General features: G+C 57.9%; 29 protein-coding genes. 21 read left to right on the forward strand and 8 right to left on the reverse strand.

Annotated features, from left to right (window positions below):
* The first annotated feature begins 95 nt into the window (after window positions 1–95).
* The 12 genes from GJ698_RS14360 to GJ698_RS14415 all read left to right on the forward strand — a co-directional run bounded on the left by GJ698_RS14360 (window position 96) and on the right by GJ698_RS14415 (window position 9,534).
* Window positions 96–296 carry a hypothetical protein gene (locus tag GJ698_RS14360; protein ID WP_154358299.1) on the forward strand — a complete coding sequence of 67 codons (201 nt, stop codon included), beginning with the start codon at window positions 96–98 and terminating at the stop codon, window positions 294–296.
* Window positions 293–505, forward strand: coding sequence for a hypothetical protein (locus GJ698_RS14365; protein WP_154358300.1), 213 nt, complete (start codon window positions 293–295; stop codon window positions 503–505). The genes GJ698_RS14360 and GJ698_RS14365 overlap by 4 nt, the downstream gene beginning before the upstream one ends.
* A gap of 50 nt (window positions 506–555) precedes the next feature.
* Window positions 556–1,215, forward strand: coding sequence for a hypothetical protein (locus GJ698_RS30640; protein ID WP_208023823.1), 660 nt, complete (start codon window positions 556–558; stop codon window positions 1,213–1,215).
* Between the two features lie 343 nt (window positions 1,216–1,558).
* Window positions 1,559–1,753 carry a major capsid protein gene (locus tag GJ698_RS14375; protein ID WP_154358301.1) on the forward strand — a complete coding sequence of 65 codons (195 nt, stop codon included), beginning with the start codon at window positions 1,559–1,561 and terminating at the stop codon, window positions 1,751–1,753.
* A 259-nt stretch (window positions 1,754–2,012) separates the two neighbouring features.
* On the forward strand, window positions 2,013–3,344 hold the full coding sequence (locus GJ698_RS14380) for a virulence factor TspB C-terminal domain-related protein (RefSeq protein WP_154358302.1): 1,332 nt from the start codon (window positions 2,013–2,015) through the stop codon (window positions 3,342–3,344).
* Window positions 3,345–3,352: 8 nt separating this feature from the next.
* Window positions 3,353–3,652, forward strand: a complete 300-nt coding sequence (locus GJ698_RS14385) for a DUF2523 family protein (protein ID WP_154358303.1) — start codon at window positions 3,353–3,355, stop codon at window positions 3,650–3,652.
* Window positions 3,649–4,797, forward strand: a complete 1,149-nt coding sequence (locus GJ698_RS14390) for a zonular occludens toxin domain-containing protein (protein WP_154358304.1) — start codon at window positions 3,649–3,651, stop codon at window positions 4,795–4,797. The genes GJ698_RS14385 and GJ698_RS14390 overlap by 4 nt, the downstream gene beginning before the upstream one ends.
* A gap of 29 nt (window positions 4,798–4,826) precedes the next feature.
* On the forward strand, window positions 4,827–5,096 hold the full coding sequence (locus GJ698_RS14395) for a hypothetical protein (RefSeq protein WP_154358305.1): 270 nt from the start codon (window positions 4,827–4,829) through the stop codon (window positions 5,094–5,096).
* Window positions 5,097–5,677: 581 nt separating this feature from the next.
* Window positions 5,678–6,577, forward strand: a complete 900-nt coding sequence (locus GJ698_RS14400; RefSeq protein ID WP_208023824.1) for a rolling circle replication-associated protein — start codon at window positions 5,678–5,680, stop codon at window positions 6,575–6,577.
* A 262-nt stretch (window positions 6,578–6,839) separates the two neighbouring features.
* A complete protein-coding gene (locus GJ698_RS14405) occupies window positions 6,840–7,511 on the forward strand; it encodes a tyrosine-type recombinase/integrase (RefSeq protein WP_229259985.1) in 672 nt (223 codons plus the stop codon).
* 98 nt (window positions 7,512–7,609) lie between these two features.
* Window positions 7,610–8,794 (forward strand): AAA family ATPase, encoded by a 1,185-nt coding sequence (locus GJ698_RS14410; RefSeq protein ID WP_154358307.1) that lies wholly within the window; start codon window positions 7,610–7,612, stop codon window positions 8,792–8,794.
* Window positions 8,791–9,534 (forward strand): hypothetical protein, encoded by a 744-nt coding sequence (locus GJ698_RS14415; protein ID WP_154358308.1) that lies wholly within the window; start codon window positions 8,791–8,793, stop codon window positions 9,532–9,534. The genes GJ698_RS14410 and GJ698_RS14415 overlap by 4 nt, the downstream gene beginning before the upstream one ends.
* Window positions 9,535–9,675: 141 nt before the next feature.
* On the opposite strand, the gene GJ698_RS14420 is transcribed toward GJ698_RS14415, so the two are convergent.
* A complete protein-coding gene (locus GJ698_RS14420) occupies window positions 9,676–10,098 on the reverse strand; it encodes a hypothetical protein (protein WP_154358309.1) in 423 nt (140 codons plus the stop codon).
* Between the two features lie 132 nt (window positions 10,099–10,230).
* Between GJ698_RS14420 and GJ698_RS14425 the strand changes: the two genes are divergently transcribed.
* Window positions 10,231–10,458: a hypothetical protein gene (locus GJ698_RS14425; RefSeq protein WP_154358310.1), complete on the forward strand. Its 228-nt coding sequence runs from the start codon at window positions 10,231–10,233 to the stop codon at window positions 10,456–10,458.
* A gap of 9 nt (window positions 10,459–10,467) precedes the next feature.
* Here GJ698_RS14425 and GJ698_RS14430 read toward each other — a convergent pair whose 3' ends face one another.
* Both GJ698_RS14430 and GJ698_RS14435 read right to left on the reverse strand, forming a co-directional pair.
* Window positions 10,468–11,583 (reverse strand): ABC transporter permease, encoded by a 1,116-nt coding sequence (locus GJ698_RS14430; RefSeq protein ID WP_154358311.1) that lies wholly within the window; start codon window positions 11,581–11,583, stop codon window positions 10,468–10,470.
* On the reverse strand, window positions 11,580–12,314 hold the full coding sequence (locus GJ698_RS14435; protein WP_154358312.1) for an ABC transporter ATP-binding protein: 735 nt from the start codon (window positions 12,312–12,314) through the stop codon (window positions 11,580–11,582). The genes GJ698_RS14430 and GJ698_RS14435 overlap by 4 nt, the downstream gene beginning before the upstream one ends.
* A 263-nt stretch (window positions 12,315–12,577) precedes the next feature.
* Between GJ698_RS14435 and GJ698_RS14440 the strand changes: the two genes are divergently transcribed.
* Window positions 12,578–12,715, forward strand: coding sequence for a hypothetical protein (locus GJ698_RS14440; RefSeq protein WP_154358313.1), 138 nt, complete (start codon window positions 12,578–12,580; stop codon window positions 12,713–12,715).
* A gap of 113 nt (window positions 12,716–12,828) precedes the next feature.
* Entirely contained in the window at window positions 12,829–13,857 is a 1,029-nt protein-coding gene (locus tag GJ698_RS14445; RefSeq protein WP_229259986.1) for a Gfo/Idh/MocA family protein, read from the forward strand.
* Here the strand turns inward: GJ698_RS14445 and GJ698_RS14450 are convergent.
* Both GJ698_RS14450 and GJ698_RS14455 read right to left on the reverse strand, forming a co-directional pair.
* Window positions 13,850–14,494: a hypothetical protein gene (locus GJ698_RS14450; protein WP_154358315.1), complete on the reverse strand. Its 645-nt coding sequence runs from the start codon at window positions 14,492–14,494 to the stop codon at window positions 13,850–13,852. The genes GJ698_RS14445 and GJ698_RS14450 overlap by 8 nt on opposite strands.
* 52 nt (window positions 14,495–14,546) lie before the next feature.
* Window positions 14,547–14,999: a GNAT family N-acetyltransferase gene (locus GJ698_RS14455; protein ID WP_154358316.1), complete on the reverse strand. Its 453-nt coding sequence runs from the start codon at window positions 14,997–14,999 to the stop codon at window positions 14,547–14,549.
* Window positions 15,000–15,059: 60 nt separating this feature from the next.
* On the opposite strand from GJ698_RS14455, the gene GJ698_RS14460 reads away from it, so the two are divergent.
* Window positions 15,060–15,425: a DUF5710 domain-containing protein gene (locus tag GJ698_RS14460; protein ID WP_154358317.1), complete on the forward strand. Its 366-nt coding sequence runs from the start codon at window positions 15,060–15,062 to the stop codon at window positions 15,423–15,425.
* A gap of 43 nt (window positions 15,426–15,468) precedes the next feature.
* The gene (locus tag GJ698_RS14465) at window positions 15,469–16,542 is read left to right on the forward strand and encodes a class I SAM-dependent methyltransferase (RefSeq protein WP_154358318.1); all 1,074 of its coding nucleotides are present in this window, start codon (window positions 15,469–15,471) and stop codon (window positions 16,540–16,542) included.
* On the opposite strand, the gene GJ698_RS14470 is transcribed toward GJ698_RS14465, so the two are convergent.
* Window positions 16,539–17,423 (reverse strand): LysR family transcriptional regulator ArgP, encoded by an 885-nt coding sequence (locus tag GJ698_RS14470; protein WP_154358319.1) that lies wholly within the window; start codon window positions 17,421–17,423, stop codon window positions 16,539–16,541. The two genes, GJ698_RS14465 and GJ698_RS14470, sit on opposite strands and share 4 nt — an antisense overlap.
* Before the next feature lie 87 nt (window positions 17,424–17,510).
* Here GJ698_RS14470 and GJ698_RS14475 point away from each other — a divergent pair, with 87 nt between their 5' ends.
* The 3 genes from GJ698_RS14475 to GJ698_RS14480 all read left to right on the forward strand — a co-directional run bounded on the left by GJ698_RS14475 (window position 17,511) and on the right by GJ698_RS14480 (window position 20,531).
* Complete coding sequence (locus GJ698_RS14475) at window positions 17,511–18,116, forward strand: LysE/ArgO family amino acid transporter (RefSeq protein WP_154358320.1); 606 nt, start codon at window positions 17,511–17,513, stop codon at window positions 18,114–18,116.
* 191 nt (window positions 18,117–18,307) lie between these two features.
* The gene (locus tag GJ698_RS30955; protein ID WP_229259987.1) at window positions 18,308–18,583 is read left to right on the forward strand and encodes a hypothetical protein; all 276 of its coding nucleotides are present in this window, start codon (window positions 18,308–18,310) and stop codon (window positions 18,581–18,583) included.
* A 64-nt stretch (window positions 18,584–18,647) separates the two neighbouring features.
* Window positions 18,648–20,531, forward strand: coding sequence for a putative bifunctional diguanylate cyclase/phosphodiesterase (locus GJ698_RS14480; protein ID WP_229259988.1), 1,884 nt, complete (start codon window positions 18,648–18,650; stop codon window positions 20,529–20,531).
* Here GJ698_RS14480 and GJ698_RS14485 read toward each other — a convergent pair.
* On the reverse strand, window positions 20,524–20,853 hold the full coding sequence (locus tag GJ698_RS14485) for a hypothetical protein (protein ID WP_154358321.1): 330 nt from the start codon (window positions 20,851–20,853) through the stop codon (window positions 20,524–20,526). The genes GJ698_RS14480 and GJ698_RS14485 overlap by 8 nt on opposite strands.
* A gap of 24 nt (window positions 20,854–20,877) precedes the next feature.
* Window positions 20,878–22,143, reverse strand: a complete 1,266-nt coding sequence (locus tag GJ698_RS14490) for an NRAMP family divalent metal transporter (RefSeq protein WP_154358322.1) — start codon at window positions 22,141–22,143, stop codon at window positions 20,878–20,880.
* 189 nt (window positions 22,144–22,332) lie between these two features.
* On the opposite strand from GJ698_RS14490, the gene GJ698_RS14495 reads away from it, so the two are divergent.
* Window positions 22,333–24,591 carry a TonB-dependent receptor gene (locus GJ698_RS14495; protein ID WP_154358323.1) on the forward strand — a complete coding sequence of 753 codons (2,259 nt, stop codon included), beginning with the start codon at window positions 22,333–22,335 and terminating at the stop codon, window positions 24,589–24,591.
* Window positions 24,592–24,628: the final 37 nt, after the last annotated feature.

Consider the following 24,628-nt stretch of genomic DNA (forward strand, 5'->3'; position numbering starts at 1 on the left):
ATGAATTGGAAATAGTTGAGTTGCGGCAATTTTATCGCTTTTGGTAGCGCTGAATTCTCGTGATTTGTAACGCTAAATTTTTGAAGGAAAACGAAATGTCCACCACCGTCCGCAACGCTACCTCTCCTAAACGGGTGCGCTTCCAGATTCAGGCCCGTCGCGCTGAACGTGCTGACGAGTCGGCGTGGTTCGATATGGAATTGATTCGCCCGATGTCGCGTGAGGCGTCGGCGCGTGCTGTTGTGGTTTTGAACAAAAGTGTTCCTGAATTCGTCTACCGCGCGGTGGCTGTATGAGTGCTGCTGCTGAGTGGACGTTGCCGTTGGCGCTTAACGCTTCGGAGGTCCGCGTCGTCAAGGCCGCGTTACTGGTCGAGATTGCGACTCTGGAATTCAAAGCGCGTGAAGACCATCAGCCTGAGTTGTGGTTGCCTGCATTGGGCGCTGCGCGCCGTGTTTTCTCGGCTCTGTGTGACAGGGCAAACAAGGATTTACTGGATTTATAACTGCGCCGGTTGGCGTCATCGCGTCCTAGAGGGCGAATTTTGAAAAGGGTATGACCATGAAATCGAAAATCGAAATTATCCACGTGGTGCAAGTAGCTGGTACGTCGCGGAAGACTGGCAATGATTACGACATCCGCAACGCGCAGTGCGTTGTACGCGACGCTGACAAGGCGACCGGCGAAGTGAAGCCGAAAATCGGTGTGCTGTCGCTGCCAGCGCGTTACAAGGATTTGCCGAAGGGGGTTTATATGGTCGAGTTTGAGGCCGCTATCGGCCAGAACAGCCGCGTTGTGTCGGAAGTCGCGGATGTCAAACAATGGGATGGCTCCGCGCCGGCTGGCCCTGATCGTAACGTGCTGGTTGAGGTGTTGAGCGTGACGCCTCGGGCTGGCTTCTCCAAGAAATCGCTCAAAGATTACGACATGCTGTTCGCTGACTGCATCGTGCACAAAGTGGACCGTGAAACCGGCGAGGTGTCCTTGCTGGTGGGCGAACTGCTGGTGCCGGATCGCTTCAAAGACATCAAGCCAGGAATGTACGAGGTGGCGTTTGAAATCTCCATCGGTCAAGACAAGCGCATTGGTGGCCGCGTGTCGGAAATGACGCCTCACAAGGCTGCTCCTGCGGCTCCTGCGGGTAAGCCTGCTGCGCCAGCGCCTGCTGCCGCGCCGGTCGCTTCTGCGGCTCCTGCTGCGCCTGCTAAGGCCTGAGTATGCCTACGTGTTTGCGTTCGATGAATCTCGGCGGTCAAGGCACGGGCGACGTTAGCTATGTTTGGGCCTTGAATGGCCTAGTGTTAGCTCCCCGTGTACGCGCTGTGGTTCTCGTTCCTGACACTGATACGGCTGATCTCGCGAGTTGTGCCGCCGTGTCTATATCCGGCGCTGAGTATTTGGCCCTGCAGTCGGGGGCCAATGGGGCTGATCCTTCGGTCAGTCCATTTGCGATGTCTGCGGAGGATGGTGCACTTGTCTCCGCTTCCATTATTGGATGCTGGGTCGCTGCCTACCTGATCCGCAGCGTTATTAACGTTGTTCAACAGGGAAGTGAATCATGAAAAACAAACTGAAATATCTGGCCGCTCTGGCCCTGTCCGCTGGTTTCGGCGTCGCTCAAGCTGCTGGTGGTATCGACATCTCGGCCGATACCGCGCAAGCGAAAACCGACATCGCCACCGCTGGTGGCCTGATCGTCGGCGTCGTGGTGGCCGTTGCCGCCATTTCGTGGATCCGTCGCGTGATCCGCTAACACGGGCCTGCTCCGTGTTTGTGAGGGGCTTCGCGCCCCTCTTTTCATTTTTGTCGTTGGAGGTTGCTATGGCCGGTTACTTCGTCATTCTTGCGACGTGTGGTGCGTTCTGGATTTTGTTGAATCACCGCGGTTGAGGTGGGTAATGTATAAACGATTTATACTGTTATTGGCGTTATTGTCCGCTTGCTTGGTTGCGGTGGCCGCTACGTCGTATACGCCGACTCGATTACAGTTTAGGTTTGGCAGCGATCCTTGGATGGACGATGCCAGCAGTGCGTGTTCGACGCATGCCGCGAATAACACTGCGAGCCAGACCGCCTTGAATTGGGCTATGACTTCTGCACCCGTCGCACCGGCTTATAACTGCGGCCTGACGTCGTATTATCGTTCTAATGGCACTGTAGCCTCGGGGCCTAATTATTATGCTCTCGAAAAAAGACTGGTATGTAATAACGGCAGTTTGCCGGTCAATAGTCTGTGTACCGACGAGGTTCCTAAGAAATGCACTACGGCTGCTGGCAAGTCTGTGACGTGGCGGCAGTTCGATGGTCATTCGACGAATCCGAAGGCGAAAGTCCCGGATGCCGATTTGCCTTATCCGACTACATCGGCGTCGTGCGTGATTAGCAGTGTGCCTGATGTGGTGAGCTGTTACACCGTTCCTGCGTCGGATGGCGGCATTGATTTTTACTGTAATTATTCTGCGATTTCTACGGGCGCGGATTCGCCGCCAGATGCTCCGGGTGAGGCTGGCGTTATCAATACACCGGAGAACGCCACGCCAGGAACAACAACTGTTCCTGCTTCGCAGACTGGCGGCAAGTGTCCAGGCGGCACGGTACAGGCTGGTGCGGATTCAAGCGGCATTCCGATTTGCATTGGCTCTGGTACGAACCCAATTAATTCCACATCCACCGGCACGGTCAAAACGCCTGATACCACTACTACGGCAGCGGATGGAACGACTACCACCACCAGCACCACCACCGTAACGAACAGCGACCACTCGGTCACCACCACTACTACAACGACCGTCACGTCGCCTGACGGCACGGTCAAAACGAGTCAGACCAGCACTACCAGCAATACGCCAACGGGCACGCCGGGGAAGGGTGACGATACCAAGGATTTTTGTAGCGCACATCCTGAACTGACGATTTGTCAGAACTCTTCTGTCGCTGGCGCGTGCGGTCAAATTTCTTGCCAAGGTGATGCGATTCAGTGCGCTACGTTGAGGGCGGCCGCTGCCATGCAATGTGCGCAGCAACAGGACATCGATGCGTTGAAGGCTATGCCGCAGAAAGCGTTGGGCGATCAGATTATGGCCGGTGCTGATCCTATGGCCGGTCAGATTGCCGATACGTTGAAGGGTACTGATGTCGATATGAGTCGGGTGTCTTTTGACCAAAGCGGTTTTCTCGGCGGCGGCACGTGCTTGGCGAATCGTTCTTTCACTGTGATGGGCCACGTGGTGCCGGTTGATTTCACTTCGGTGTGCAACAACATCCTGCCGTTACGTGGCGTGATGATGGCGGTTGCACTAATCCTCGCTTACTTGATCGTCGGTCGGTCCGTTGTCGGATCGTAGGAGGCTATATGTTTGCTGCATTTCTTCCAGCTTTGATTGGTGCGCTTGCGGGTGCTATGGGTACGCTGGCCGGTCGCGTTCTGATCGCGCTGGGCCTTGGGTTTGTGACGTACAAGGGTATTGATATCGGCGTGGCCGCGCTCAAGCAGTCGGTGATTTCGGGCGTACAGAGTCAGTCGGCCGATATCGTTGGGTTGCTGGGCTTCTTGTGGGTGGACAAGGCGCTGACGGTGGTGTTCTCGGCCTTCACGGTGGCGCTGTCGATGAAGGCCATCGGCGGCTCGGTGAAAAAGATGGTGGCTAAATGATCTCGCTGATTACTGGTTTGCCGGGTAATGGCAAGACGCTGTTTGCACTGTGGTCGATCAAGCAGAAGGCGGAGAAGGAACAGCGTGAGGTCTACTATCACAACATCAAAGACTTGACGCTGCCTTGGCATGCGTTTGAGGCCGAGAAGTGGATGGACCTGCCGAATGGCTCCATCATCGTGATGGACGAGTGCCAGTTTGTATTTCCGAAAAAGCCGAACGGCTCGAAACTGCCAGAATTTTATGAACAGCTTGCGACGCATCGTCACAAGGGTTTCGACATCTATTTGATAACGCAACATCCGACGTTGATTGACAACTTTGTGCGCCAGTTGGTGGGCGAACATTATCACGCTGTGCGCAAGTTCGGCTTGGCGCGTTCAACGATTTATAAATGGTCGGCAGCTAATCCAGCGCCTCAAAATCAGTCCTCGCAAAAGTCGTCTATATCGTTGAAGTGGGCCTTTCCGAAAGAGGTGTACGGCTACTACAAAAGCGCAGAAGTGCATACGGTCAAGCGCGCCATACCTATGAAGATCTTCTTGGCGCTTGGCTTCGTTGTAGCGTTGCTGGCGTTTGGCTATTGGGCGCTGAATCGGTATCAGCATCGTTATGACAAAAAAACTGAGGATGCTGCGCAGGCGTCTGCTGCTCGTGCTGCTGGTAGTAGCGTGGCTGTTCCTGCTGCCGGTCCGGCATCGTCGCAAGCTCCTTTTGATCCTGTGGCTGACGCCAAGCATTTCGTTCAAATGGAAACGCCCCGCGTCGACGGACTGGCGTACACGGCGCCGAAGTATGACCGTATCACCGAGCCTGTCCGGGCGCCAGTGCCTGCGGCGTGTATTCAGGTCGGCACGCCGCAAAGTCAGAAGGGCGTTACGTGCAAGTGCTATTCGCAACAGGGTACGCCGTTGGATGTGGGCTTCAACATGTGCATGGGCTTTGCGCGCAATGGCTGGTTTCAGGATTTCGATGCGGATCGTGATCGCCAGGACACTGATAGGGCGCAACGCTCGGTCAAGGTGATGGAAGGGCATGACACCGTGGATTCAGTGCATGCTAGTTCGCGTGTTCTGGTGATGGAAGTGCCGAAGCCTGATCCGCCGTACAGGCCCATTGGTGGCGGTCCTGCCGCTACGTATTAGTGTTACTTGTCACGGAAATAGGAGGGTGTATGAAGTACGGGAACGATCATCGCCAGCTTGATCTGGTGTCGAGTGCAAACCGCCAGCCCGGTCGACCGCCCACAGGTGTCGCCAAAACGGCCGCAGAACGGCAGGCGGCACGGCGAGAACGGTTGGCGAAAAAAGGCAAGGGCGTCTTGACGGTGGACGTGTCGCAGGAAGTGATTGAAGCGCTCGATAAGTATGTCCAGTTTAAAGATGTGACGAAGGGTGATGTTGTGGACCGGCTGCTGCGCGGTGCGTTGCTCCGGAAGCGATGACCAAATTTAGTTCTGGCTGCAGGTCGCAAGTTGCTCCGATCGCGCACGCCGGCCTGAAATTTGTGGATATTTTTCCTGCAGGGGCCGTATTTCGTTCTGTCTCCAGGAAGCATTCACTGACGATGCCGGGGTGGCTGCACAAGCGGCCGAAGGCAAAATCTTTGGGGGCCAGTTGGTGCCGGTGGTTGATGTTGAAGTAGCTGTAGCTGGGGCCTGTTCGTGTCGGAGCGAGGAGCGACAAGGTTCCAAAGTTTTAGCGGGTAGTCCGCAGGCTTGTTTAGTGCCTCGCTGCGGCACGTCGGCAACCGGCCCCATTCTGAATGTTGCTTTTCGTTGTACGTGGTTCGTAGGCGTGTTTGGTGGTCTGGTATTTGGCGCGTGCGCAGCCGTGAAGGGCGCTCGCGACCTGCGCGGCGGCGCGCAGCGCCGCCTAAACTTGTATTGAGAACACTTAAGAACACAGACACGTAAAACACTGTGGCTGTCATAGGGAAAAAGGAATTTTGAAGCACCAAAGAAAAGGCCCCGATCAGCTGGAACTGAGCGAGGCCCTTGATAAACCTGCCATCACAGGAATACCAATGAACGAATTAGATTATGAAACTGCTTTAGCGTCAATTGATTTCACGTCGGTTGCTCGTGACGGGGATGCACAGAAACCGGACTGGTGGCAGGGCGACCGCACAAGGGGCGCATGGCAAGACACCTACACGGCTCGCAAGCGCGTTTATCCAGATGGTCAGTGCGTTGTGACGGTCACGAAAGATAAATCGTTTGTAGGCCCTGCTATTACCCGTCCACGCGCAAGGCGTGGTGAGTCAGAGAATCGCGAGGCGAGCGAAGAGGTTTCCGCACGTCGGGCGAAGCAAAAGGTCCGTGACTGCTGCAAGGCCATTTCGGCGGATCGTATGGTGACGCTGACATATCGTGAAAATATGCTTGATCGGGACAGAGCGGCGAAGCATTTTAAGGCGTTCTGCCGTCGCCTGGGCAAGGTGAAGAAGTTCCACTATGTGGCGGTGATTGAACAGCAGGAGCGGGGCGCTTTGCACTTCCATATCGCTGTGCGTGGTCGTCAGTGCTACGCCTTGTTGCGTTCGATTTGGCAGCGTGTGGTTGGCCTCGGGCCGGATGGCCAACAGATGGGCCAAGCCAATGTGCGCGATCCCCACTCGTTCGGATTTGGTGTGAAGGGCGCTCACCGACTGGCGAGCTACATTTCGAAGTATTGCGGCAAGGTGATGGACTGCCGTGACCTAAACGAAAAGCGCTATTTCCGTTCACGGGGCATCGTGCTGCCAGAGTTGCAGTATTGGCGGCTGCCGAATTGCACATGCATGCTTGACGCTGTCCACGCGGCATTTCGGATGATTGAGGGCCATGCCATGGAGAACCTTGATACTTGGTGCAATAACGCACTTGGGGTTGTGTATCTTGCCACTGCGCCGGGAATGCCCTGCGACTTGGAGTATCCCTTTTAGTGATTTTCAGTATTGATATATTATTTCCCTGTGGAAATATCATGAGGTATTTTAGATGGGGTCCAACATTTCTGATCAGGTTGTATCGCTAGTAGAGGTAGGACTGGCTAAGACGTGGGAGGATGCAACTGAGAGGTGGTTATTTGAAAAGTCTGACAAAGCTTCATTGCATTCTGATAAGTGTATTATCCGTTGGCTGTGTCCATATCTTAATGGTCTCACGTTGTCGCAAATCGATCGGGGTGTCATCGATGATATTGTCTTGAAAAAGCTTAAGTCTGGGGTTGCAAACAGTACAGTCAATCGTATGCTAGCCTTGCTTCGTGCAGTGCTGAGAAGGGCGTCATCGGAGTGGGAGTGGATTAAAACAGCCCCAAGGATACGGTTGTTAAAGGAACCTGTGAGGCGCGTACGTTTCTTGACTTTGGTTGAAGCCCAGCGATTGCTTAGTCATTTACCGGAGCAAATTGCTCTCATGGCGACTTTTTCTTTAGCTACTGGACTCCGTAAGTCGAACGTGACTGGTTTACAATGGTCCCAAATTGACATGCAGCGATGCGTAGCGTGGGTTCATCCCGATCAGTCGAAGACTAGAAAAGCTATTGCTGTTCCTCTTAACTTAGATGCCATGCGTGTACTTGCATTGTGCAAAGGTCGTCATCCTGTGTATCCTTTCGCGAGTCCCGGTCATATGTGCGTGTCGATCAGTACCTCAGTGTGGAAGCGCGCCTTGGCCGATGCCGGTATTGAAGATTTTAGATGGCATGATTTGAGACATACATGGGCTAGCTGGCATGTTCAAAATGGCACCCCTTTGAATGTTTTGCAAGAACTAGGGGGATGGGAAAGTTCCGAGATGGTGCGGCGATATGCTCATTTCTCGGCTGGGCATCTTGTCGCGTATGCGGAGCGGCTCCCTAAAGTTATAGAATGATTTGTCTAGCGTGATTTATTTAAATTTTACTAAATAAAATCTTTTTTTAAGTAAATTAATGTTTGAATGAACCGATATTATGAAAATAAGGTACTGTGATGATTAAGGCGTTACATATGAGTAACTTCAAATCACTTGTGCAGTTTCGGTTGCCTCTGCCAAAATTTACAGTTTTGATTGGCATGAATGGTTCTGGTAAAACGACTATTTTACAAGCCTTTGATTTTGTTTCTCAACTTATGGAAGGTAAAGTTGAGCAATGGTTGACTTCTAGAAGTTGGTCGATAGGAGATTTAGCTTCTAAGTTTAGTTCTTCTACTAACATTAATGGCGGTGTGGTTTATGAATGGGGCGGTGAAACTCTCTTTTGGCTCCAATCATTAAATCGCAAGGAAATGGCTTGTCTTACTGAATCTGTATCTGTGTATAAAAATAAAAACTATGATACAGATATATTTAAAGTAAAAGATCGTCATTACAAGATCGATGATAAAGAATCTGTCCCGGTGACCTTTACTTATCAGGGATCTTTGTTATCTCAACTTCGAGATAGCGAACTTACTCCGCCTTTGAAAGGTTTGCGCGATGCATTAAAGAAAATCCGTTCTTTAGAGTTGTTGTCGCCTCATCTTATGCGTCAGCGTACCCGTGACTCCACTACTGATATTGGAGTTGGCGGCGAACGGTTGTCCTCCTTTCTTCATTCCTTTAAAGGGTCTTCAAAGGGTGAATTGCTAGAAATCTTGAGGAAATTTTATCCGCGCGTAGTTGATTTTAAGACATCTCCTACGAAAGGGGGCTGGAAAAGGCTTTCAATTACTGAGGATTTTGATGGAAAATATGTTGAATCTGAAGTTAGACATATTAATGATGGACTTCTTCGTGTTTTGGCGTTGATTGCTCAAACTAAGACTGATAAGTCGCTGTTGTTGTTTGACGAAGTTGAGAACGGCGTTAATCCTGAAATAGTAGAAAAATTAGTTGAGATTCTTGTTAATGCAACTCAGCAAATTGTTGTCACTACTCATAGTCCAATGATACTGAATTACCTAGAGGATGATATAGCTCGTCATTCAGTAATGTTTGTATATAAAAACCCCAAAGGCATTACTCGAGTAAGACCTTTTTTTTCAATATCAGGGATTGGTGAGAAGCTCGAAGTAATGGGGGCTGGCGAAGCTTTTGTTGATACCGATTTAGTTGATCTGACAAAAAGGTGTGTCGCGCTCGACGAGGCGGAAGAATTTGCTCAAAGAGCTAAAATTGGGAAAACAAAAGCATGATATTGATCTTAAGTGGTGAAGGGCCTACAGATCTCGGAACATGTAACAATGCACAGGTTGAATGCAGCGAAGATTTTTTTTCTATAGGTCCCATGGGCGTGTTGGTAGATAAAATAATAGAGCCTTTGCTCGGTTATTCTTTACGTACCTTTCCGGGATCAATAAGGTTTATTAGTAAAGCTAAATTAAAGTTATTGGCGGACGAGCGTAAAAAATCAAAGCGAAGCATGGTATTGAGAGGGAAATATCATGATCATGAGACTTCATATTATTATGTGAATTGTTGGGACTTAGGACTCGCTTCTTTGAAGGTTGAGGCAGAGGGTGACAAGGTTGTATCTGTGTTTTTTCGGGATTGTGATCGAATGAGATCCGATCCTCCACTAATTTGGAAAAGTAAGTTTAAGTCAGTGAAAGATGGCTTTTCTCGTGCTGGCTTTGGGCGAGGCGTTCCTATGATCGCGAATCCGAAGTCGGAAGCTTGGCTCTTGTGCTGCGCGAAAGATCAACCTTTTCAGCATTGCGCTATTTTGGAAAATATTTCCGGTAACGACGATGCTCCTCATCCAGCCAAAGCTCAATTGGCGGATGCTCTAGGCGGGGAAAAAAATGCTAATGAGTTGAGTGCGTGGCTTGATGGGGTGGAATTCGACGTCCAGGGTGCAAGCGCTATGCCAAGCTTCGCTGCGTTTTCGGAACGCTTGCATGACGTGATCAGAGACGTACTCGCAGACCGTTGAGTGGCTAGTTTATCCAGCGAGCTGCTTGAAAACGCGCTTGTATATATCGCGATAACGGACTCATAATCCGTTGGTGCCCAGTTCGACTCTGGGAGGGCCTACCATCTTTCAATAGCTGCTCTTGGGCAGCTATTATTTTTTCTATTTCGGCGTTTCTTGCACGGTTGCGACCGGTAATCCGGAGGCGCCCTGGATCGCCTCGTAGTGGTCGATGTTCAGCGCGTCGCCGTTTTCAGTGAAGACGAGCTTGGCGCCGCCTTTGGTGACGAACTGGTCCGGGGCAGTGGGGAAGATCTCCACCGGCGGCTGGCCCTTAATCGTCACGTAGAAATGCAACACCCGGCGGCTGAAATTCACCACGTCGCCGTTGCTGATGCGATACGCGTATTCGTAGTCCGTGAATTCAATCGGTTCCATGTGGAAGCGCTTTGCCGTGACGGATACGGTGTCGATGGCGGGCGGCGTCTCGGCCGCGCTGATGGCCTGTTCTTGTTGCTGGGCATACGCAGTAACAGCGGAAGACCATACGACGGCGGCGGCCAGGCTCAATCCGATAACTTTCATGATAATCTCCGTGCGTTAATAAAAAACTACTAAGCCATCCCTGAAATATTCTACCCCTTGTCTATTGGCTAATTGTTTAGTTTTGTAACATCGTCATTGGTTTATTTCGAATTCAATCCCAGGAGCGCTAGCGTGCAAAAAGAAGTCGCGACCACCGTCATGGACGATATCCAGAAGATCAATGCATCGATCAACGATTTGTTGTCGACGCTTGATCAGCAGGGCAAGGATGAGGATATCAGGGCGCTGACGCAGGGAGCGCTGAGGACCGTCATGCATGTGTACGAGGAGTTGATGAGGCCGGTGATTCGTCAATTCCCCGACCTCGATCCTGATGCGGAATTTTTGAGTAAGAAATAGCGGTGTTTCTCAGGCATTCGCCAAGTAGCCAGGGCGGGAAATGCGTGCTACCGCGAAGGCAAGGAACGGCGCCGAGCACAGCAAGTTGATCAGGAAGACGCTGCCGTAATGCATCAGGCCGGGATGTGCGCCGGAGGCCAGTTGCTGCAACAGGTAATGGTTGCTGAGCATCGGCAGCGCCTGTGCTATGTGCGAGGCGACGCCCGATACGCCTGCCAGCACCGAAATCAGCAACGGCACCATGGCGGTCAGGCCGACCGTGGTTTGTGCTTCCTTGTAGGTTTTTGCATTGATGGCCAGGGCCATTTCCACGGCTGCGGCCAATAGCGGCAGGCTGGCGCTGGCGATGCACAGTCCGATAATTTCCGCCGTGTTCACCGTCCACGACATGCCGATCTGTTCCAATGGCAGCGACAGCATCAGCCCGTGCACCAGCAGCAGCTCGGCACTCAATCCCACGACACCGATCAGCGACGCGCTCAGCCATTTGCCGGCGATTAGCGATACCGGCGACAGCGGTTGCGCCAGCAGCACTTCGGCGGTGCGGCGTTCCTTTTCGCCGGCGGTGGCGTCAATCACCGTGCTCATGCAAAAGAAGAAGGCGGGCATGAACAGCATGCCGATGAAGCCCTTGATCTGGTCGCCGGCGCGCAGTGCGCTGGAGCTGATGTCTTGTTCGCTGAGTTGCGGCAATTGCGCGGCCTCCGGATGCGCGCGGGCGAATTGCTGGGTATTGAAATCACGCAGCAAGCCAAGCAGGCGTTGGTACGCTTCGGTTTTGACGGTCGTGCTGTCGTAGTAGACGGTCAGGTCCTCGCTGCCTTCCATTGCGACCCCTACGGTGCCTTCCTGTGCGGACGGACTGCGTGACAGTTCGCCGGCGTCGCGCACCGTGTGCACGTTGACGTGGTGCTGCGTCAGGTAGGCGGACAGCGGCGCTGAGGATTCATGCAGCGCCACTTCGATGAAGGTTTGTTGTGGCTCGGCGGCGCGAATCTGTTTGGTCAGCAGCAGCGCCAGCAGCAGCGGATAGACCACGACGCACACGCCCAGCATGATCAGCGTGCGGCGGTCGCGCATGCTTTCGCGCAGTTCTTTGCCCAGTACGGTGGTGAGGACGTTCATGCGCACTCCATTTCGGCGGTGGCCACCAGGTTGACGAAAGCATCTTCCAGGTCGTCCGCGTCGGATGCTTGCCGGAGTTGCTGCTGCGAGCCGGATGCGATCACCGTGCCGCGCGCCATGACGATGATGTGGTCGCTCAGTTGCGCCACCTCTTGCATGATGTGCGTCGACAGCAGGATGCAGCAGCCCGATGCGCGCAGCGACAGCAGGGCTTTGCGCAAGGTGCGGGTGCTCATTACGTCCAGTCCGCGCGTCGGCTCGTCCAGGATCAGGTTCTGCGGTCGCGCCAGTGTGGCGCGGGCCAGCGAAACGCGCATCCTTTCGCCTTGCGAGAAGCCGATGGTGCGGCGGCTCAACAGGGTTTCGATGTCGAACAGCGCGGCAACTTCGGCAACGCGTGCTTGCGCTTGTTGCTGGTCCATGCCGCCGAGGCGGGCGAAGTAGGTCAGGTATTCGCGTGCGGTCAGACGGTCGTACAGGCCGACCTGGTCCGGCAGAAAGCCGATCGAGGCGCGTACGGTCTGGGCGTTGGCGGCTGGGTCGATGCCGTCCACGTAGACCGTGCCGCTGTCACGCGGCATCAGGCCGAGCAAGGTGCGCAGCAGGCTGGTCTTGCCGGCGCCGTTCGGGCCCAGCATGCAGGTGATGCTGCCGTTGCCTGCCTTGAAGGACACATTGTTCAACGCCCGCAGTTTGCCGAACGACTTATTCAGGTTGTTCACTTCGATCATCACGTTCATCCCAAAGGTTGCGATGGGATAATCGTATATCGGAAGTCGATATAGCGTCAAGCGATATAGTTTTTTGGTGAAGCCGCGAATGCGGCGTCGTTTGACGATGCTGCGCGTACCAAGATGGTTGAGGATTACGCGCAGAAGCTGCAAGATACGTACGTCTTTCCGGCCAAAGGCAGGTTGTTGGCGGATGGTCTGCGCGCGCATCTGAAGCGTGGCGACTATGCCGGGCTGGATGAAAAGGCGTTATCGGCCGCAGTGTGGACCCGCTTACCCAAGCCAACTGGGAGCGCACCGGCGTGCAGCCGGACGTGAATGTGCCAGCCGCCCGGGCGCTGGATGTGGCCCTGGCGCAGATATCGAAGGCGAGTAGCGCGGTAGGGTTGTTCTTGTACTAAAATCATCTCCACAACCCCAATAAAGGAGTGAGGAGATGATTGATTTGAATCGACGCGGTGTCGTGCTTGCTGCTGGTAGCGCTATCACGCTCTCGGCAGCCGGGCTTCCGGTGATGGCGGCAACGCCCGACCGCAAGCTGGGCTATGCGATTGTCGGACTGGGCGGTTATGGACTGGGGATCATCATTCCGCAGTTTAAGAACTGCCAGCACAGCAAGCTGGTGGCGCTGGTCAGCGGCGACCCGGTCAAGGCCAGGCGCGTGGCGGCCGAGTATGGCGTGCCGGAACGCAGCATTTACGATTACAAGAATTTCGATAGCATCAAGGATAATCCGGACATCGACGTGGTCTACGTCTGCCTGCCCGTATCGATGCACGCCGAGTACACCATCCGCGCCGCTGCTGCCGGCAAGCACGTGATGTGCGAGAAGCCGATGGCGGTCTCGTCGGCCGAATGCGAGGCCATGATCGCCGCCTGCAAGAAAGCCGGCAAGAAGCTAATGATCGGCTACCGCTGCCACTTCGAGCCCTACAACCTGGAAGCGCGCCGCCGCGCCCGCGCAGGCGAGATCGGCAAGCTGCGCTATTTCCGTTCCGAGCACGGTTTCACGGCCGGCAACCCGAATTCCTGGCGCTTGAAGAAAGCCATGTCTGGCGGCGGTTCGCTGATGGATATCGGCATTTACGCGCTGAACGCCGCACGTTACATGACGGCCGAGGAACCGGTCTCAGTCTACGCCAAGGAAACCACGGACCGCAACGATCCGCGCTTCCGCGAGGTGGAGGACATGATCGAGTTCCAGCTGGAATTCCCGTCCGGCGTTATTGCATCGTGCATGTCGATGTACAGCGCCAACCAGAACCACATCCTGCTGATGGGCGACAAGGGCCGCATCGACCTGGAGCCGGGCACGCGCTACGACGGCAACAAGCTGTGGGTGGGACAGGACCGCAGCACACCGGTCAATCCGCCGCCGGGGCCGGGCGCGACGCAATGGTCCGGCCAGTTGGACCATCTGTCGCTGTGTGTGATCAACAACAAGGAACCGATCGTGCCGGGCGAAGAAGGCTTGCGCGACATTCGCATCATCGAGGCAATCTACCGCTCGGCGCGCGAGCAGAAACGGATTGCGCTTACGTAGCGGCGTCTTCGACGGCGCGGACATCCAGCATCGACACCACCAGGTCCGCGCCGGTCAGGAATTCTTTCAGCGGGAAGCCGTCTTCCAGCGCGACCACGGCGCCTTCGGCGATGGCGGGCGTCTCGCCGGCCGGGCGATTGGGCGTGTGCGGCATGTAGGCGAATTGCGGGAAGCGGGTCTGGCCGCGGTCGGCGATTTCGCTCAGCGTGCGCGGCGCGGTGCGCAGCAGGCCATTGCGCACGCGGCGCTGGCGTTCTTCGGCGCGTTTTTGCAGCAGCTCGGCCAGGCGCGCGATTTCAGCGGTCAGCCGGTCGGACTCGGCTTGCTGGCTCTGCATTTCCTCGTCGCTCAGCGCTTCTTCCCATTGCGTCAGCTTCAGCAGGCCGCGCTTGTGCATGGTCTGGCGCTGGAGGTCGATTTCCAGCGTGGACTGGCGCGTCTTGTGGCCTTCCAGCGTCTGCACGATGCTGACGTCGCCGTTGGCGCGGTGCCATTTGTCGTTGAAGTCGAACACCAGCCCGTCAAAGTAAAAATACATGGGCAGGGCGTGCGGCGAGATCAGCACTTCTTGCGGCAGCATGTTCCAGCGTTCGGCCAGCTCCGCCAGCGTCAGGGTAAGAGGTTCTATCGTAGGCATACCGCCATTTTCGCATACAGCACCGATTGTTGCGCCGGCCTTTGCGAAAACGTCAGCGCAAGCGCTTGCGCATGAAAATGGTGGCCTGCGGATTGTCGTTGTAGCGCGCGCAACGTTCGTAGCCGAGGCGGTCGTAGAGCTTGATGGCGCCGATCAGGTCGTCCTTGGTGTCGAGGTAGACGGCGTCATGGCCGGCCTGGGCCGCGTGAGTTTCCAGCGCGTCCATCAGCGCATCGGCCAGGCCCAGGCGGCGATAGTCCGGCTTGACGTACAGGCGCTTGCACTCGGTGGCGCCGGGCACTTCGGCCAGCGGACGCATGGCCACGCAGGCGGCCGGCGGATGGTTGACGTAGGCGATCCACATGGCCGAGCTGGCGTCGTTGAGGAAGGCGCGGATGGCGTCGTCGTCATCGCGCAGCACGACGTTGATGGCGTCGAAATATTCGTGCAGCAGATGGCGGGCGTCGTTGAGGTCGGCGGCGGTGGCGCGGTGGATGCGGTTCATATGCGCCAATATAAGCGGCAGACAGTAAAATAACAATCTTGCTGTCGCGGAGTAATTGAGATGATGTTTTTAAAAGTGCCGTTCGCGGAAAAAGAAGAAGCCAAGGCGCTCGGCGCGCGCTGGAATGGCGAACGCAAATCCTGGTACGTGCCGGATGGTAAGCCGGTCGAAGCGTTCGAGCGCTGGCTGCCGCCGGGCGGCGCCGATTTCGTGCCGGCCGTGGCCAAGCCGTCGCTCAAGTCGCGTCCGGTAATGACGGATTCGTACGCCGGCAAGCCGGTCATCGGCCGCCTGTACGTCGAGCTGCAACACGACTGCAATTCCTTCGAAGTCTGCCCGGTGTGTGCGCCCAAGCTGGCGGCTTCCGGCTGGCAGGCGCACTATGAAGATGTTGCAAAGATGCTAAAGCCGTTGCGTCCGGCGTGATGTTCTATTTACAAAACTAACGAGAAGTGCAATCCTCGTTCGCATGAATAGCACGACCCTGCAGCCTCGTTTTCGTACTGAAAATCGCGCCACCGAGCCGGTGCAGCGCTTCCGCCAGCCCGCCGATATCTTTGAGGCGCTGTTCCAAAGCATCCAGGGCGGCGAATCGCACGCCCGGCCCACGCTGGAGCTGACGCCGGATTCGCCTTTCCTGTCCTTCCTGGAAATCGGCTACGCGCTGCGCGCCTGCCTGGAAAGGCCGGACCGGCAGGATTATCTGCTGCAACGCCTGCGTCCCCACCTGAGCGTGATGATCGGCACGCTGCCGGCCAGCATCCTGCCGCTGGGCATGCTGCCCAAGCTGGCGCCGCTGCCCGGCTTCCGCGAGCTGGAAGACATTTCCGACGACGAAGTCCGCGCCTGGCTGATACAGGAAGGTGGTCTCATCTACGGCGAAATGCAGCGCTTCGAGCTGGAAAATTACTTCGATGCGGTCAAACCCTTCCTGCCGCCGGGCGGCGTGATGGTCGATTTGGGCAGCGGCCTGGGCAAGGTGGTGATGACAGCCGCGCTGACCTTGCCGTTCACGCGCTGCGTCGGCATCGAGCTGATGACCTACCGCCATCGCCTGGCGCAGGAGCGGCTGGTGAGCTTGCTGACGCTGAATCGCCAGGGGCTGGAATCCCTGCCGCAGCCGCTGCTGGCGGACGCGCCGCTGCTGCTGCCGTCCGGCGCCCAGACCACGGGCCGCCATCTGCTGGAACTGGGATCGCGCATCGCCTTCATCGAGAGCGATATGTTCAAGGTGGATGTGCGCGGCGCCAGCCTGGTGTTCCTGTACAGCACCTGTTTCGGGCCGCTGATGGATGCGCTCAGCAACAAGCTGGCGCGCGAGCTGCCGGAAGGCGCGCTGGTCACCACCACCACTTATCCGATCAAGCACCCGGCGTTCCGGTTGTTGGAAACGCATGCGCCGGGCACCTTGTCCTGGACCAGCGTGATGATTTACCAGCGCATCGGCCCGCAGATGACGGCGCCGGCGTCCGAGGAACGCTATCTGCACCAGCCTGACGCGGATGCGTGGGAAGCACGCGTGCGCGAGGAGTGGGCGACTTAAATCAGGCAGTTGCGTGCAGTTGCGATCAAGTTATCCGACAAAGCGCGCGTGAACGGGGTCTGGATGTCCCACATATGCCACACCAGCGGGATATCCAGCCATTCGCCCGGCGCCAGGTCGACCAGCGTTCCTTCCTTCATCTGCCGCTCGCATTGCGGGATCGGCAGCATGCCGTAGCCCAATCCTCCCTCCAAAAAACGTACGAAACCGTCCGAACTGGCCAGCGCGTGGTGCGGATAGCGGCCCGTATAGCCCGTGTGCTGGGCGATGAAGCGGGTTTGCAGCATGTCCTTGCGGTCGAAATTCAGCGCCGGCGCCTGCTGCACGGCCTGTGCATGCATGCCGGCCGGAAACCAGCGCGTGGCGAAGGCCGGGCTGGCCACACATAAATAGCGCATCACGCCCAGCGGCGTGACGGTGGTGCCCGGCACCTGGGCGGTTTCGCTGGTCACGCAGCCGAAAACGCGGCCTTCGCGCAGCATGGTCAGGGTGTGGTCCTGATCGTCCAGGTGGATGTGCAGCAGGCAGTCGCCGCGGCGCATCAGCGGCGTGACGGCTTCCTGCAGCCAGGTCGCGGCGCTGTCGGCGTTGACGGCGATGGCGATTTCCGGGCGGACATCGGCGTCGCCGGGGCGCTTGTCCAGCGCCGATTCCAGCAGTCGAACCTGGCGGTAATGGGCGATCAAACGCTGTCCGGCTTCGGTCGGCGAGGGCGGTTGGCTGCGGATGATCAGCAGCTCGCCGGCGCTGTTTTCCAGCATGCGGATGCGCTGCGACACTGCCGATTGGGTGATCGACAGCGCGGCGGCAGCCTTGTCAAAGCTGCCATGATCGATCACCGCATCGAGCGCGGCCAGTCCCCGGTAGTCTACGCGACTCATTAGCTCACCTAATATTTGGCAAATAATATTAATTATACTTATCTTCCGGCAGGCCGTAATCTGGCGGTTTTTTGCACGGAGAAGGTCATGGAATTCACTGCTTTTTTGAAGGGCATCGGTTTGGGCGGCAGCCTGATCGTTGCGATTGGTTCACAAAACGCCTATTTACTCAGGCAGGCGCTGAAACGGCAATTTGTTCTGACCTGCATCGCCATTTGTATTATCTGCGACGTGGTGCTGATTGGCGCCGGCGTTGCCGGCATGGGGAAACTGATTACTGAAGCGCTTGGCCTTTTATTCTGGATAAAAATAGCGGGATTCGTATTTTTATTCTGGTATGGATTGCGCGCGGCGCGCTCCGCATTGAATCCTGGCGTAATGTCGGCGAATGAGAATGATACTGCACCGGATCGCCGTGCGGTTATTGCAGCGATGCTGGCGTTCAGTTTATTAAATCCCCATGTTTATCTCGATACCGTGGTTTTATTAGGTTCGATAGGCGGCCAGCAAGCCGGCGCTGGACGTTGGTATTTTGCTCTTGGGGCAATGTTGGCATCGACCATATGGTTCAGCAGTTTGGGGCTGGGCGCGCGTTATTTGACGCCAATATTTTCCCGTCCCAATGCCTGGCGGATTTTGGACGGCATTATCGCCTTGATCATGTGGACCCTGGCGATCTCCCTGTTTGTGTAGGGCGCAAGCTGAAAACTGGCTGGTTTATGCTAATTCTTAGCATGACTTTGCCTTTCAGCTTACAATGCAGGTAGTCATCTTGATCCGCCCGCCGGGCGCAGAACGTCAATGAGCGCAGAACCAGGCTATCTCACAGCAATGGTGGTGGAATTTACCGCCGACTCCATCTTGAGCGCATTACTGATTTTCCTATGGCTGATGCAGCGCAAGGAAAAACACGCCTTATTCTGGGGCGCCGGCCAATTGGCGATTATGGCCGGTGGAATTATATGGTTTGGCGGCGCCGGCCTTATTCCCTTGGAATTGCAGCTGTATTTATGCGCCTTGTGTTTAACCGTCGGCATGGCTGGTTATTGGTCGGGCACGCAATTTTTTATCGGCAAATTACGCGCTTATCACGTGCGCTGGATGCTGCCGGTTATTCTGACCCTCAGCGGCTTTTTTTATTACCTCTGGCACCTGAATAATGCATGGCTGCCGCCCGGCAGCGCGGCGGCTTTAGGCCTGGTGATGTTATGGGGGGGCTCGCGGTTGGTCAGCGTTAATAATCGCTATCGCTGGCTGGGCCTGACGCTGATGCTGCGCGGCGGTTTTAATTTGTTCTCGGCGGCCAGCCTCAGCCCGGACCTTTATAAAGTGTGGTTTGTCGGCACCAGCATTCTCAAGGTGCTGACGATGCTCGGCCTGATCTACGCGGTCCAGGATGAAATCCAGCAACGTTACGCCCGCACCATCGACAGCCTCAGCCATGGATTTCTGATCCGCGACCGGCGCGGCTATATCCACGTCGCCAATGAACGGTGTGCAAAGTTGCTAGGTTTTAACAGCGCACAAGAGTTGATCGGTTTGCATGTTTGCGATCTGTTGCCGGGCCTGACGCGCGAGATGGCCGACCACTATTTCTTCCGCTTCGAGGCCGACGGCGCGGAGTATCCGATCGCCGATACCGCCATCTTTAAGTTGCGAAATGGCAATCATTTGCCGGTTGAGCTGCTGGGCTCGCCGTACGTCGAGCGCGGCCGCCTGTACTGCCTGGTCCAGCTGCTGGACATCAGCGAGCGTAAAAAGAAGGACGATTTGCTGTACCAGGCCGCCCGCGTCGATCCCGTCACCGGCTATTGCAACCGTCACGCGCTGTCGGTCCGGCTGACGGAGGAAGTGAAAAAGGCCGCCGCGGTGGGCCGCGAATGCGCGGTGCTGTTCATCGACCTGGACAAGTTCAAGCGCGTCAACGATTCCTTCGGCCATGCCGCCGGCGACGAGCTGCTGCGCAACGCCGCCGACAGCCTGCATCACCTGCTGCGACCGACCGACGTGCTGGCCCGCTTCGGCGGCGACGAGTTCATCATCGTCATTGCCGACCTGGCGCCGAACAGCGCCGAGCAGATGGCCATCGATTGCGCCGACGCCGTCATCGCCGCCATGGCCAAAGGCTTCGAGCTGTCCTACCATGCGATCAGCGTCACGGCCAGCGTCGGCATCGCCTGCTATCCCCACCACGGCGCCGATAGCGATACCCTGATCCGCAACGCCGACATCGCCATGTATGCGGCCAAGAAAGCCGGCCGCGGCGAGCGGCGCGTGTTCAACGATGCCATGAACGCCGTCGCCAAGAACGCCCTGGCGATCGACGGCGCCTTGCGCGACGCCATCGAGGCCAACGAGTTCTACCTGGTCTACCAGGCCATCACCAACGCCCACACCGGCAAGCTGACCAAGGTGGAGGCGCTGCTGCGCTGGAACAGTCCACTGCTGGGGCCGATGCCGCCGGACCGCTTCATTCCGGTCGCCGAGGACAGCGGCATGATCATCGCGCTGGGCACCTGGGTGCTGGAGCAGGCCTGCCGCCAGGTCGGCCTGTGGAAGCACAGCGTACTGGACGATGTGACCATCAGCATCAACGTCTCGGCCTGGCAGCTGGCCGATCCTGGGTTTGTCACGCTGGTGTCGCAGGCGCTGATCCGCAACGGCCTGTCGCCGCACCAGCTGGAACTGGAGCTGACCGAGCGCGTGCTGATCGAGGACGCCGCCAACGTCCAGACCGTGCTGGCGCAGCTGCGCGCGCTGGGCGTCGGCATTTCGCTGGATGACTTCGGCACCGGCTATTCCTCGCTCAGCTATCTGACGCAGTTCCACCTGAACACGCTGAAGATCGACCGCGCCTTTGTCATGGATATCGAGCATAGCGAGCGCAGCAACAGCCTGGTGCACGCCATCATCGCCATGGGCCACAGCCTGGGCCTGCAACTGGTGGCGGAGGGCGTGGAAACGGCGGGGCAGGCCGCGATCCTGGAAAAGATGGGCTGCCATTATCTGCAGGGCTACCATATTTCGCGGCCGATACTGGCGGACGACCTGCTGCATTTCGCCGGCGACCGCGCCGCGCCGCAAGCGCAGCCGGACTTCGTTATTTAGCCGCAGGCACCGGCTGTGCCGCTTCGTCCGCCGTCAGTATCCAGATGCGGTCGATATAGCCCATGCCATCCACCGTGTAATTGACCACCAGGTCGGCGCCGCGCACGGCGGCCGGCATCTCGATGCGGTTGTCCTGGTTGAAGATGCGCGCGGACGGCGACAGCTGGCGCGGCTTGCCGTCCAGCGTAATGTCGGGAAAATAGCCGGGCGTGAATTTGCCGCGCAGGATGTTGGCGGGGAAGGGGCGGTCAATGGCGAGCGCGGGCAGCGTCATCGTCAAGGCCAGCAGCACAGTCAAGGTCAGGGCAAACCAGCGTCGCATCGCACCTCCGGGGAAAACCGCAGCTTACCCCAGCGTGGCAAACATCGCCAGTACCGCCAGCGCCATCACACCGGTGCACAGCCAGCCCAGCACGCGCAGGCGGCGCGAGATCACCAGCTCGCCCATCACGGCCGGCCGCACGGCCAGCAGCATCACCACCACCATCACCGGCACCGCGATCACGCCGTTGACCACCGCGCTCCAGAACAGCGCCTGGATCGGGTCGATGGAGGTGAAGCACAGCGCCGTGCCGCCCAGCGTGGCGCCGATGATGATGGCGTAGAACTTGCGCGCGCCAGCCAGCTGCAACTCCAGGCTGTTCTTCCAGCGCATGGCGCCGGCGATGGCGTAGGCGGCCGAGCCGGCCAGCACCGGCACCGCCAGCAGGCCGGTGCCGATGATGCCCATGCTGAACAGGGCGAATGCGAAGTCGCCGGCGATCGGCCGCAGCGCCTCGGCCGCCTGCGCCGACGACGCAATGTGGGTGACGCCGTGGGCGCCGAGTGTGACGGCGGTGGTCAGCATGATGCACATCGCCACCAGGTTGGAAAAGCCCATGCCGGTGACGGTGTCGATCTTGATGCGCCTGAGCTGCTCGCTGGCCTGGTGCGTGGCGTGCTTGAGCGGCTGGGCGTCGGGATCGGCATGCAGGTCTTCCACTTCCTGCGAGGCCTGCCAGAAGAACAGGTAAGGGCTGATGGTGGTGCCGAAGATCGCCACCACGGTGGTGATGTAATCCTTGTTCCAGCTGAGCGAAGGCAGCACGGCCGCATGCAGGATGTCCGGCCACGGCAGCCTGAGCGTCAGCGCGGTGGCGACGTAGGCCAGCAGCGCCAGCGTCAGCCACTTGAGCACCCGCACGTAGCTGCGGTAGGGCAGCATCACCTGCAGCACCGCCGACAGCACGCCGGCGCCGGCCGCATACCAGTGCGCGCCGCCGCCCAGCACCAGGCTGGCGGCCTCGCCCATGGCGGCGATGTCGGCGGCGATGTTGATGGTGTTGGCGAGCAGCAGCAAGGCCACCAGCGTGTACAGCAGCCAGGCCGGGAAGTGGCGGCGGATATTGGTCGCCAGCCCATGTCCGCTGACGCGGCCGATGTGCGCGCTGACCGCCTGGATGCCCACCATCAGCGGGTAGGCCAGCAGCAGCGTCCACAGCATGCCGTAGCGGAATTGCGCGCCGGCCTGCGAGTAGGTGGCGATGCCGCTCGGGTCGTCGTCGGCGGCGCCGGTGATCAGGCCGGGGCCGAGCTTGCCGAGCCAGCCCTTGGCCTGGACGTCTTTATCCATGATGTCTCCTGTTTGCAGCCATGCTAAGGCGGCGCCCGCCGCGCTTCCGTGCGCAGCCGTACTATGACTGCATGAACAACTGTTGCTGTGTCATCAAGATGTCACGCCGGCGTCATCGCATCGTCACATGCTCTTCCTACAATCTTGCCAGTTGATATTCCACCAACCTAGCAAGAAAGAACAACAATCATGCAACAGCGCTTCCCCCTGAAACCTCTGTGCCTGCTGGTTCTGCAAGCCCTGGCCTGCCACGCCGCCTACGCTGCCGCCACCGTTCCCGCCGATGCCGACGCCGCCGATGACAGCGCCGCTGTCGCCGCCATGGCCGGTCCGGTGCAAACCGTGGAAATCACCGGCCGCGGCCAGTCGCGCCAGGTGCAAAACATCAACAAGGCCGACCTGGCCGAAGCGCTGCCGGGCACCAGCCCGCTGAAAGTGCTGGAGAAGCTGCCAGGCGTGAACTTCCAGTCGTCCGATCCGTTCGGCGCCTACGAGTGGTCGACCCGCTTCAGCATCCGTGGCTTCAACCAGAATCAGCTGGGCTTCACGCTGGACGGCATCCCGCTCGGCGACATGACCTACGGTAACAACAACGGCCTGCACATCAGCCGCGCCATCTCGTCGGAAAACATCGGCAGCGTGTCGGTGTCGCAAGGCGCCGGTTCGCTGGGCACCGCCTCGTCGAGCAACCTGGGCGGCACCGTGCAGTTCTTCACGCTGGCGCCGAGCGACGAGCGCGGCCTGACCTTCGCGCAAACCGTGGGCAGCGATTCGACCTCGCGCACCTTCGCCCGCGTCGACACCGGCCTGATCAACGGCGTCTTCAAGGCCTACCTGAGCGGCACCCGCCAGCGCACCGACAAATGGAAAGGCCAGGGCGGTCAGGACCAGGACCAGTGGAACTCGCGCTTCGTGTTCAACTTCGGCGACAACAGCCTGACCGGCTTCCTGAATTACTCGGACCGCAAGGAAATCGACTACCAGGATCTGTCGCTGGAAATGATCCGCCGCCTCGGCTACAACTGGGACAACTACCAGTCCGACTGGCAGCGCGCGGTCAACGCCGCCAAGGGCATCTTCACCGGCGGCGTCACCAGCCTGGACGACGCCTACTACTCGGCCGGCGGCCTGCGCAAGGACACCCTGGGCGGCCTGACGCTGGACCTGCACCTGGCCCAGAACCTGGACCTGAAAACCACCATCTACCACCACGACAACAAGGGCCAGGGCCACTGGTACACGCCGTACGTGCCGACCGACGCCAACAACCCGATCTCGCTGCGCACCACCGAGTACAGCATCGGCCGCGACGGCGTCACCAGCGACCTGAGCTGGGAAATCGGCGACCACACCGTCACGGCCGGCCTGTGGGGCGAGCGTAACAACCACACCGCCAGCCGTAACTACTACGGCGTGACCGGCCCGGCCGACACCATGTACTACCTGACCAACCCGTTCGCCACCGACTGGAAGCAGAACTTCATCACCACCACCTCGCAGTACTACCTGCAGGACACGCTGGCGCTGATGGACAACAAGCTGAAGATCAATGCCGGCTTCAAGGCGCTGGACGTGGACATCAAGGCCACCAACATCGTCGGCACCCGCGCCGCCGGCGACCTGGACGCCAACAAGAAATTCCTGCCGCAAGCCGGCTTCAACTACGCGGTCACCGGCGACGATGAAGTGTTCGGTTCGGCATCGAAAAACATGCGCGCGCACCAGCCGGGCGTAACCGGTCCGTTCTCGCAGACCCAGGCCGCCTACAACGCCGGCGTCGGCAACCTGAAACCGGAAACCTCGACCAACGTCGATCTCGGTTACCGCTTCAAGCGCGCCAGCCTGCAAGGCTCGCTGGCGGTGTACAGCGCGCGCTTCGACGACCGCCAGCTGAGCGTGGCGACCTGCGCCGGCATCGTCGGTTGCGCCTCGACCTTCGTCAACGTCGGCAAGGTGGACACCAAGGGCCTGGAAGCGATCGCCGTGTGGAAGTTCAACCGCGAGTTCAGCTGGTTCAACTCCTACACCTTCAACGATTCCAAGTACAAGTCGAACTACATGGACGGCACCACGCTGGTGGCGGTCAGCGGCAAGACCGTGGTCGACGCGCCGCGCCAGCTGTTCAACACCGAACTGTCGTATGAAGGCGGCCCGTTGTTCGCCCGCGTCGGCGCCAAGTACACCGGCAAGCGTTACTACACCTACCTGAATGACAACGGCGTGCCGTCGTTCTGGCTGGCCAACCTGTCGGCCGGCTACAAGCTGAAATCGCTGGGCTGGGCCAAGGAACTGTCGCTGCAGCTGAACGTGACCAACCTGTTCGACAAGCAGTACATCAGCACCATCGGTTCCAACGGCTTCCAGGCCAGCGATCCGACCGGCACCGCGCAGACCCTGCTGAACGGCGCGCCACGCCAGGTCTTCCTGACCCTGAACGGCAAGCTGTAAATCGTCCTTAAGCGCAAGTTGTTGTGTGGAAAACACA

Source organism: Duganella aquatilis (genome assembly GCF_009674565.1).
Lineage (GTDB): Bacteria > Pseudomonadota > Gammaproteobacteria > Burkholderiales > Burkholderiaceae_D > Rugamonas > Rugamonas aquatilis.

Excerpts from the sequence above, each read along its gene's own strand:
- GJ698_RS14385 (WP_154358303.1), top strand. The coding sequence starts at position 3,353 with ATGTTTGCTGCATTTCTTCCAGCTTTGATTGGTGCGCTTGCGGGTGCT.
- GJ698_RS14450 (WP_154358315.1), bottom strand. The coding sequence starts at position 14,494 with ATGCCTACGATAGAACCTCTTACCCTGACGCTGGCGGAGCTGGCCGAA.
- GJ698_RS14375 (WP_154358301.1), top strand. The coding sequence starts at position 1,559 with ATGAAAAACAAACTGAAATATCTGGCCGCTCTGGCCCTGTCCGCTGGT.
- GJ698_RS14430 (WP_154358311.1), bottom strand. The coding sequence starts at position 11,583 with ATGAACGTCCTCACCACCGTACTGGGCAAAGAACTGCGCGAAAGCATG.
- GJ698_RS14435 (WP_154358312.1), bottom strand. The coding sequence starts at position 12,314 with ATGATCGAAGTGAACAACCTGAATAAGTCGTTCGGCAAACTGCGGGCG.
- GJ698_RS30640 (WP_208023823.1), top strand. The coding sequence starts at position 556 with ATGACCATGAAATCGAAAATCGAAATTATCCACGTGGTGCAAGTAGCT.
- GJ698_RS14490 (WP_154358322.1), bottom strand. The coding sequence starts at position 22,143 with ATGGATAAAGACGTCCAGGCCAAGGGCTGGCTCGGCAAGCTCGGCCCC.
- GJ698_RS14380 (WP_154358302.1), top strand. The coding sequence starts at position 2,013 with ATGGACGATGCCAGCAGTGCGTGTTCGACGCATGCCGCGAATAACACT.
- GJ698_RS14410 (WP_154358307.1), top strand. The coding sequence starts at position 7,610 with ATGATTAAGGCGTTACATATGAGTAACTTCAAATCACTTGTGCAGTTT.
- GJ698_RS14445 (WP_229259986.1), top strand. The coding sequence starts at position 12,829 with ATGGCGGCAACGCCCGACCGCAAGCTGGGCTATGCGATTGTCGGACTG.
- GJ698_RS14400 (WP_208023824.1), top strand. The coding sequence starts at position 5,678 with ATGAACGAATTAGATTATGAAACTGCTTTAGCGTCAATTGATTTCACG.
- GJ698_RS14365 (WP_154358300.1), top strand. The coding sequence starts at position 293 with ATGAGTGCTGCTGCTGAGTGGACGTTGCCGTTGGCGCTTAACGCTTCG.
- GJ698_RS14395 (WP_154358305.1), top strand. The coding sequence starts at position 4,827 with ATGAAGTACGGGAACGATCATCGCCAGCTTGATCTGGTGTCGAGTGCA.
- GJ698_RS14415 (WP_154358308.1), top strand. The coding sequence starts at position 8,791 with ATGATATTGATCTTAAGTGGTGAAGGGCCTACAGATCTCGGAACATGT.
- GJ698_RS14465 (WP_154358318.1), top strand. The coding sequence starts at position 15,469 with ATGAATAGCACGACCCTGCAGCCTCGTTTTCGTACTGAAAATCGCGCC.
- GJ698_RS14460 (WP_154358317.1), top strand. The coding sequence starts at position 15,060 with ATGATGTTTTTAAAAGTGCCGTTCGCGGAAAAAGAAGAAGCCAAGGCG.
- GJ698_RS14470 (WP_154358319.1), bottom strand. The coding sequence starts at position 17,423 with ATGAGTCGCGTAGACTACCGGGGACTGGCCGCGCTCGATGCGGTGATC.
- GJ698_RS30955 (WP_229259987.1), top strand. The coding sequence starts at position 18,308 with ATGGCTGATGCAGCGCAAGGAAAAACACGCCTTATTCTGGGGCGCCGG.
- GJ698_RS14455 (WP_154358316.1), bottom strand. The coding sequence starts at position 14,999 with ATGAACCGCATCCACCGCGCCACCGCCGCCGACCTCAACGACGCCCGC.
- GJ698_RS14360 (WP_154358299.1), top strand. The coding sequence starts at position 96 with ATGTCCACCACCGTCCGCAACGCTACCTCTCCTAAACGGGTGCGCTTC.
- GJ698_RS14390 (WP_154358304.1), top strand. The coding sequence starts at position 3,649 with ATGATCTCGCTGATTACTGGTTTGCCGGGTAATGGCAAGACGCTGTTT.
- GJ698_RS14420 (WP_154358309.1), bottom strand. The coding sequence starts at position 10,098 with ATGAAAGTTATCGGATTGAGCCTGGCCGCCGCCGTCGTATGGTCTTCC.
- GJ698_RS14495 (WP_154358323.1), top strand. The coding sequence starts at position 22,333 with ATGCAACAGCGCTTCCCCCTGAAACCTCTGTGCCTGCTGGTTCTGCAA.
- GJ698_RS14485 (WP_154358321.1), bottom strand. The coding sequence starts at position 20,853 with ATGCGACGCTGGTTTGCCCTGACCTTGACTGTGCTGCTGGCCTTGACG.
- GJ698_RS14475 (WP_154358320.1), top strand. The coding sequence starts at position 17,511 with ATGGAATTCACTGCTTTTTTGAAGGGCATCGGTTTGGGCGGCAGCCTG.